The sequence below is a fragment of the Pseudomonadota bacterium genome, from assembly GCA_011049115.1.
GTDB lineage: Bacteria > Desulfobacterota > Anaeroferrophillalia > Anaeroferrophillales > Tharpellaceae > DSCM01.
The window spans coordinates 1-8,323 of sequence record DSCM01000091.1 but is presented as its reverse complement, the minus strand read 5'-3'; the positions used below and the strand labels follow the sequence as shown (position 1 = coordinate 8,323).

Below are 8,323 nucleotides of genomic sequence, written 5' to 3'. Positions count from 1 at the left end.
CCGCCTCCCCGGCCACCAACCGGGCCGGCAAAACGGCCGGAGAACAGGGTTCAAGGCGGACGCGTTCAAGCCATTCGGCGAAAAAGGAACCGACCATGACCACGATCACCAGGGTCAGCCCCGCGAGCAGGAGCAGCACCGGATACAGCAATGAGGACGAAATCAGATAGATAAAGGTTTTAAGTACGGCGCCGGGATCAATCATTTAAGTCTCCTCGCCCGATTCCAGGTTAAACCAAAACCGGCGCCGAAAGCGGCGCCAATCGCCGCCGGCACCGGGAACCAATGGTTAGTAACCGCCGGCGTCCGCGCCTCAGGACAAACGGCAAGCCGGTAAATTTTATCGAGATCGGCAAACTGCGGCATAATCGTTACCGAGAGAAAGAAATAAGTGGCCAGCAGGATCATGGCGCCGCCGAGAAAGCTTTCCGGGCTTGCCGATACCACCGGATTCCGGCCGGCGAGAAAGGCGGCGGTCAGGGAAATCGTCATGAAAACCAGATAAAGTCCCGGCACCAGAAAGGCCCCATGTTCCGGAAAGCAGGCCAGAAAAAAGGCGGCCGAGAGAAAAATCACGGTGACGCAGACCGGGCAGGGCAGCACCAGCAGCAGCCAGCCGCGACTGCCGACCACTCTCACCTCCCGCCGCCGCAGCAGAATCACCCCCCAGATCAGCATCAGCCCCGCCAACAACAGATGAATCAGCATCCCCGAACGCATGAACAAAGCAATTGCGGCCAGATGCCGCAGGGGGTCGAGTCGCGGCAGCACCAAGGCAACGGCCGCAAAAACCAAAGCCCAGACCAGGGCGAACAGCAAGAGCCCGAATAACTCTTGCCGGCCACGGGGCCGACTGAGGAGGGCCGCAGTCAGGCCAAGCCCGCTTTTCAACGCGAAAACCCCGATCCCGAAAAGAATTCCTAAAACCAGACTTTTAAAGAGCAAAATAACCTCCTTGAACCTCCTTGTGGTTTAATACGAGAGCGAGCCCCGCAACTCAAGCTGGTATTGTCAGCCCGTACCTAAAGGTATTTCCGTTGGTCACAAATAAATACTTTTATCAGAACATTTTCTGGTTTTTATTGCTAAAAAAATTGTTGAAAAAAACAAGAAAATAACCTGTAAGGAACTAGCGCCGGCGGCGTGAGCCGATGAAAAAGAGCAGCAACAAGAGCATGATAAACAGCGACGCGGCCCACTGAATGCCGGACGAGCTCATCTGCGTGTCCTGGTCGGCGGTTTTGATATCCTCCATTTTGTAGCCCTTGACGGTTTCGGCGGCATCGTCGGGCTGCGGCGCCGCGTCGGCTTTCACCTCTGAGGCTTTTCGTTCTGAAGTTTTCTGGTCTGAAGCTTTGGCTTCCGCAGCCCGCGCTTTCGCGGCCTCGACACCCGACGCGGCGCTCAGCTCCCGCAGCAGCTTTTCCCGGTCGGCAACCTGCTCAGCCAGGGGTTTGGCGGCCATCTTCTCGATCGCCAGCTTGAACTGCACCGCCACCTCAGGCGCCACGACTCCAGGCAGGGAAATAATGTTGGCCACCATCTGGTTGAGCTGCGGGTTGTTGCAGGTGTGATCGCAGCAGGCGACTCCCTTTTCCACCACGCTGACGGCATATTCGCGCGCGAGTCTGGTTTCAACCTCTTTTGTCGGCCGCCAGTAGCCCTTGCGCACGGATTCCAGCATTCTGGCGGTCAGCGACTGGTAGGCCCAAGGATTCTCGCGATTGAAAAATTCCTGCAATTTCTGGCCGTACTTGTCCTCGACGTAGACCTCGAAGGTCTCCTGCCATTTGGCGGCGTCGATCATCTCCGGCGTCGTGACCTGCCAGCCCCACATGTTCTCGACGAATTCGGCCATCTCCCGGGCGCCGGCATAATTCTCCTTTTTCATCCCCTCGATCCAGCGAGGATTGAGATAACGGCTGCGCAGCTCCCGGCCGATAATGGTATTCAGATCTTCGACATGCCCCCCAGCGAGCGTCTTCTGCACCGACACGAAGACTTCGGGGTTTTTGCCGCTGACTCGGCGCACCGCCAGCGACAGGCCGCCGAGATACTGAAACATATCGTCATTGTCCATGGTGGCATAGAGGTTCGAGCCCAGCGAATGGACGGTGGCGTTTACCTTGGCCAGGTTGTCTCGATAAACCCCGGCCAATGGTTCGCCCCAGAGATCACGGGAATAGCCGAACGAAACCATGTCAATGAAACTGTCAACAATCACCCGGTCATTGTCCCAGAGTCCGCTGGAACCTGTAAAATCGTCGACCTTGGTGCCATAGGCGCCGGGCCGGGCGGAAAAGAGCCGCACCAGCGCCAGTTTCTCCGCCTGGGCCGGAGCCAGGCCGCGGGCTGTCAGTTCATCCCTGATCAGGTCACCGTGTCGGCGGATATAGTTCTCGACATCATCAAGCGTCGCCGCCTGCCGCACCGCATCATCCAACAGCAGCGCCACATTGGGAAAGGTGTCGCGGAACAAACCCGACATCTGCATGAGGGCATCAATCCGCGGCCGCCCCAGCCGCACTCCGGGGATAGCCCGGACCCCGGTAACCTGGTCGCGCCGATCCCAGACCGGTTCCATACCCATCAATGCCAGGGCGGTGGCCGGACCGATGCCCTCGTCGCGCATGGTTTCCACCGACCACAGAATCACCCCGATCTTTTCCGGATAAGCGCCATCGTGTTTGTCCCGGTAGGCCGTGACCAACTCGTCCGCGGCCTTAAAGCCGTTGACCCAGGCCTCCCGCGACGGTACCCGGGCCGGATCGAAGCCGTAAAAATTCTTACCCGTGGGCAGGCTTTCGGGATTACGCAACGGATCGTTGCCGATCGCCGCCGCAATATACCCTCCTTCCAGGCCATGCAGCAGGGCGGCGGATTCCGCCGGACCGCAGGCGTCGAGCAGGGCCTCGTATGCGGCCGCCGGTTGCCCGCCCCGAGCGGCAATCGCCGCCGCAGTTTCACTCCGGGCGGTGCCGGAGGGCGAGCGGCCGAAGGTGTGCAGCCCATAGGGAATCATCTCGGTTTTCAGCTCAATTAAATAATGCTCAATTTTCTCCAGGCTGTCTTCATCAACCGTCTCCAGACCCAGATCCCGATCCAGACCGAGCTTGACGCTCTGGGCGCGGATTCTCTCCAAACGCGCAGCCTGAATCTTGCCGGATCCGGCGCTTTCATACTCGCTGATCAGACTCGCCAGGGCGGCGTATTCCTCGTAAAGACCGCCAGCCCGAAACGGCGGCGTGGCATGATCGATGATGACTCCCCGGCCCCGACGTTTGGCCTGAATCCCCTCCCCGACATCATCGACGATATACGGGTAAAGACTGGGAATGTCGCCAAGCAGGATTTCCGGCGGGCAGGCCGCCGACAGGCCCGCCTGCTTGCCCGGCAGCCATTCATGGGTGCCGTGGGTGCCGAGGCTGATCATGGCGGCGGGTTTAAGCTCATGCTGCAGCCAGAGATAAAAAGCGGTATACTGATGATGCGGATAGAGAATCGGACTGTGATAGAGTTTCTGCGGATCGTCGCCCCAGCCCCGGCTCGGCTGGGCGACCAGAGTGAGGTTGCCCAGGGTGATGGCCGGAATGATGAAATTTCCGCCGTGCATCATGATGGTCGAATCTTCGGGCCGCTCCCAGTCGGCGGCCACCATCTCCCGGAAACCGGGATCGAGCGCCTCCAGCCACTCACGATAGCGGGCCAGGGGGATTTTGATCACGGTGCCGGAACCCAGCAGGCGTTCCAGTTCCCCCGGCGCCCAGGAGCCGATGTTGCGACCGGATTTCAGCAGCAGATCCTTGATCTCCTCCTCACGCAACTCGCCCTCGATGTCATAGCCGGCCGCTTTCAGGTTGGCGATAATCTCCTCGATGCTGCGGAATACATTGAGATAACTGGCGCCGATATTCTGTTTGCCGCCGCCGTGATTGTAATAGACGAGCACGATTTTCTTGTCGCCGTTGGCCATCCGGCGCAGCCGGTGCCAATTGGCGGCCCGGCGGGCGAGTTTTTCCACCAGGGCGGTTTCGGCCACATAGCGGCTGCCCCGCGTTTCGGCCCGGCCCGCTTCCGAAACCGCTTCCCTGAGGCCGGCCACCGTCGGCTCGATCAGACCGACAAGCTCGGGGGCCGCCAGCTGAAGTCCAACCTCGGGCGGGGCCAGCCCCTGAACCGATGCGGCCCACTCCACGCCACTGGAGAAAAACAGATAATGGGGGTTGAAAACCGGCACGTCGGCCCGGGCCAGAACCTCGCCGGCGCCGTCCATGCGGGCGGAAAACTTGAAGGCGAAACCGGTGATCGATCCCAGTTCATCAGCCAGCGGCCTGGTAGCCAACAGCTTGTCCAGGGCAGCCGGCCAGTCACCGATCTCGCGCAGCCAAGTCACGGTATTGATCCCCTGGCGCTCGTAGGCGCGCATGAGGGCATCGAGCGGCGCTTTTTTAGCCGCCACCGGAAACCCCGGAAACACGACGCCCAGATTCCATAAGCCCCCCGGGTGCAGATGGCCGCTTAAGCGGTACCACTCGACATAGGAATCAAGATCGGCGAAGATGCGTGGAGCATCGGGATGATAGAGGCCGTTTTTTGGCGGCAGCACCGGCGCCGGGGCCGGCTGCCCCGGCAGACCGAGATCACGCCGGGCCAGAAAAATGATCAGATTGCGAATATTCTCGCTCGATGTGAAGCGAAAATAATCCCGCACGGTTTCGTCGAGAAGAAAACCGGCCTTGAGATAGTCGTCCGTGTGGCTGGAGCTGCGGACGGCGTACACCCGGGCCCCGGGCTGCAGCCGGGCCATATTCAGTTGCAGCCAGCCGGCCGGCTGCTCGGACATGATATCGACCACGGCGGCATCGATGTCGGCCAGCCGGGCGAGAAGGGCCGGTTTACCGACATCGGCGGCGGTAATCACCTCGACCTTCATACCGGGCACCTCAGGCCCGTCAAGCGCCCGGGCACAAGTATAGGCATCGGTATCGCCGACGAAAAAGGCAATCGTCCGCGCCGCCGCCGGGGGGGCCCAACCGCATTCCAGAACAACCAGCAGCACTGGCAGTATCAGTGCCGGCAACACCCACCGCCGGCTAAAAAACCAGTTCATAACCCACCTTGACCAGGGGTCCGTCGAGGTCGTAATACAGATACCGATTCGAGGCGTTGTCAGACAGATCGCCGGAGACCTGCACCTCCTCGTCAAAAATGTTGTCCACCGCCAAGCTCAGCCAGCCGGGACCAAGCCGCAGTTTCCCATAAAAATTGACCGTGGTGTAACTGTCGAGTTCGCGTTCACGGCCGGCCAGGCTCTGGCTGCTGAGGTCGAGGGTCAGCCGATCGCCGAGGAATTTGAGGCCGACGGTGGTCTGAAATTTCGGCCCGGCCTGATATTCGGCCCCTTCGGCGTCATCGGCCTCGGGATCGGCCCAGTAGCCGTTGCAATACACCGTCAGCCGGTTCCACCCGCCCGCCAGGGCGGCAAACGGACTCCCGGTCAGCTCCCATTCGATGCCGGCGCTCTGATAATTACCGGCATTGAAATAGGTCTGGGGGTAACCATGCCGGCGGTCGACCTCAATCTTGTCCTCGTAATCCATGTAAAAAGCAGCCAGGCGCAGACGTAACAACCGATGATCCCATTTCAGACCGGCCTCGTAGGTCCAGCCTTCCTCGGGACCGAGATTGGGATTGCCGACCATGAACGTACTCTCATAATACTGCTGATTGAAGGTCGGGCTGCGGAAGGCCCGGCCGAAATTGGCAAACAGATGGAAGCGCTCATGCAGTTTCAGATCGGCGCCGAAGCTCGGCAGCAGCCGATCGTAGTCATCGGTGCCCGGCTCCCCGTCGACGAACTGCTGGCGCAATCCGGCGGTCAGGGTCAGACGCTCGAAGAATTCCTTTGACACCTGACTGAACAGGGCGTAGTCGTTGCGATAGTGATAGCCGTATTTATTGTTGTAGTCGGCCCCGAAATAGGTGTATTCTCCACCGATAAGCCAGGTTGCCCAGGTCAGCGGCAGCCGGTAGTCGCAACTGATTCCGGAGTTGAAATTACGGTTGCGGTCCTCGGGGGCATTGCCGGTATACTTATCCCGGCGCATTTCCTCAAAGGTCCCGTACAGCTTGGCCTTGAGGACATCGGTTTCGTAGCGCAGATCGGCGAAATGCTTGTAATGCTCCTGATCGGTGCCTTCATAGGCCTTGCCGGGATTGTCATACAGCTTGCGGAAACCGCTTTCGTAATAGGAACCCAGATAATCGAAATAGATATCGGGCAGCGGATTGGCATTGAAATTGACGGCGAACTTGTCGCTGGCATCGAGATCATAGCGGTATCCCTTGGTAAAGCTGCGGGAAATCTCACGCTGGTCGCCGAGGTGCTGGTAGTTGAGGCCGAGATTGACACCGGGCAGGGTGGCTGACAGCGAGTGGTTGTGATAGTCCTCGTTGCCTGCCTCGAACGCGACCCGATATGCGGTTGTCGCGGCCGTTTTTCTGGTGATGATGTTGATGACCCCGGTCATGGCGTCGGCGCCGTAGAGAGTCGAGGCCGCCCCTTTGAGGATCTCGATACGTTCGATCTGATCGAGGGGAATGGTATTGAGATCGTAGGCGTGGCCGGCGCTGCCCTGAAGCGGGGCGCCGTTGAGCAGTATCAGTTCACCGTCGTAGACGCCGCGAATCGCCACCTTCGAATTCATTCCCCCGTGGGAAATCCCCAGGGGCGCGAAGGCCTTATAGGCGAAACCGCCGGCCCGTTTCAGAGCGTCGACCAGGTTGTTGCCCCCGGTTTCAACCAGCTCTTCCGCGCTGATCACGGTGACAAAACGCGGCGTACTGATTTCATCGCCGGGAAAACGATCCGCGGTGACGATAACAGAGCCCATCGTTGTCGCCGGCAACGGGTCGGCAGCCGTCACCGCACTATCCGCTGCGGCCACCGGTTCCAGGCTCTCCCCGGCCCGGACCGGGGCTGTTATCAGCAAACCCAGAACCACCAGACCACCGGCCAACCGCCGACCGCGGTGCCGCCAACCCCGACAAAAGAACTTCTTACCTGCCTCCTCTTTCCTTCTCATAGTTGTCTCCCTGCCCTCCCGCGAGGGCTTTAACAGGATTGGGCTGCCGAACAGGTCTCCTGGCTCCCGGTCATCCTACTCACCGCGCCTTCCCATCCATTTAAGAACAGTGGCATTTCGCGGCTTTCATCCCGGTTACAGTCGCGGGGCGGCGGCAGCTTCACACTGCCTTCCCTGGTTCAACGGCCTTACTTGCCGGACGATCAACAGCGCCCGGCCCTTACAATTTCATCAGCAATCTCCAAGTTTTCGCGGAACTTCCCTTCCGCGTCTCAAGAAGAAAATGCCGGATGCGTAACCAAGTGACCAAACAATCCGGCACAAAAACACCAAAACAAATCACACAAACAAAAAAAGCCCGAAACCTGCGAAGGCTTCGGGCTCCCATTTTTTCCCGGACCAGTACGCGCCTACCCCGTCTCCCCTGACGGCTGTTATTAGGTAAAGCTCGAGGTTTCGCAGCAGGTCTTCTGACTCCCGGATCAACCCTTCCGGCGGCGCCTTCCCGGAATCACTTCCAGTGGTCTATTGCCGCCTTGGTCCCCGGTTACAGCGGTGGGTCCGTCTCCGAATTACACGGAGTTCCCTTTTCATCCCGTCTGGGAACTGCAAAACCGCACAACTATCAACTGTGCCAATCCTATAACATCGACCAACGCTCCCTGTCAACCCGTTTTCAGCCGCCTGCCGTCCGGAGTCAGCGGTGTCCGGTTAGAAAATTGCACAAAAAAATATGCAAAACCTTAAAATTATACGATTTTTTTCTTGACAATCAGGTGAAAATGCGGGCGCGATATCCTCGTAATATTAGATTAGCTATTTACAAAGATATCGCCATGACCAACAAACTGCCGCCAAAAAAATTTGCATCTGCTGATTTGCTGAAATCAATCATCAACCCCCTGAGAAACGCTTCACATGGGGGCGCCGGTTTCAGAGTCAGGCGGCAGCCGGCCATTGAAAATGACCCTTGCCCAGCAGCTCGTAATTCTGGCTTATTTGCACCTCAACGATCGGCTTTGCCGAAAAACATCATCAGGCTTAGAGCCGGCAATAAAATTTTCAACCATCTCCAACAGTTACCCTGTATGTCCATTATCCTTGCAATAAGATTAATAAAAGGTGTTGCGACAAAGCGTTTTTTTTAATTCACAGAGAATTTCGAGGCCATAAGCGACCTAATCTTGGTTGTTTTTCGCTTCGAAGCTCCTTATTCAGTCCGCCGGTTTGATTTTTTG

Annotated in this window: 5 protein-coding genes and 2 riboswitches; of the genes, 1 reads left to right on the top strand and 4 read right to left on the bottom strand. The window is 58.4% G+C overall.

All coding sequences use genetic code 11. The annotated features are described in order from the left end of the window. The 4 genes from ENN66_07875 to ENN66_07860 form a co-directional block, all read right to left on the bottom strand. Window positions 1–202 (bottom strand): biopolymer transporter (locus ENN66_07875; protein HDS16508.1); only part of this gene is annotated, 202 nt, incomplete at its 3' end. After that, window positions 202–948, bottom strand: coding sequence for a hypothetical protein (locus ENN66_07870; GenBank protein ID HDS16507.1), 747 nt, complete (start codon window positions 946–948; stop codon window positions 202–204). The genes ENN66_07875 and ENN66_07870, both read right to left, overlap by 1 nt. Before the next feature lie 181 nt (window positions 949–1,129). Next, complete coding sequence (locus ENN66_07865) at window positions 1,130–5,110, bottom strand: cobaltochelatase subunit CobN (protein HDS16506.1); 3,981 nt, start codon at window positions 5,108–5,110, stop codon at window positions 1,130–1,132. Further along, on the bottom strand, window positions 5,094–7,085 hold the full coding sequence (locus tag ENN66_07860) for a TonB-dependent receptor (GenBank protein ID HDS16505.1): 1,992 nt from the start codon (window positions 7,083–7,085) through the stop codon (window positions 5,094–5,096). Before ENN66_07860 ends, ENN66_07865 begins: the two co-directional genes overlap by 17 nt. A 31-nt stretch (window positions 7,086–7,116) precedes the next feature. Then, window positions 7,117–7,317, bottom strand: a riboswitch (cobalamin riboswitch). Between the two features lie 210 nt (window positions 7,318–7,527). Next, window positions 7,528–7,711: riboswitch (cobalamin riboswitch) on the bottom strand. A gap of 93 nt (window positions 7,712–7,804) precedes the next feature. On the opposite strand from ENN66_07860, the gene ENN66_07855 reads away from it, so the two are divergent. Continuing rightward, window positions 7,805–8,233, top strand: a complete 429-nt coding sequence (locus ENN66_07855; protein ID HDS16504.1) for a hypothetical protein — start codon at window positions 7,805–7,807, stop codon at window positions 8,231–8,233. Window positions 8,234–8,323: the final 90 nt, after the last annotated feature.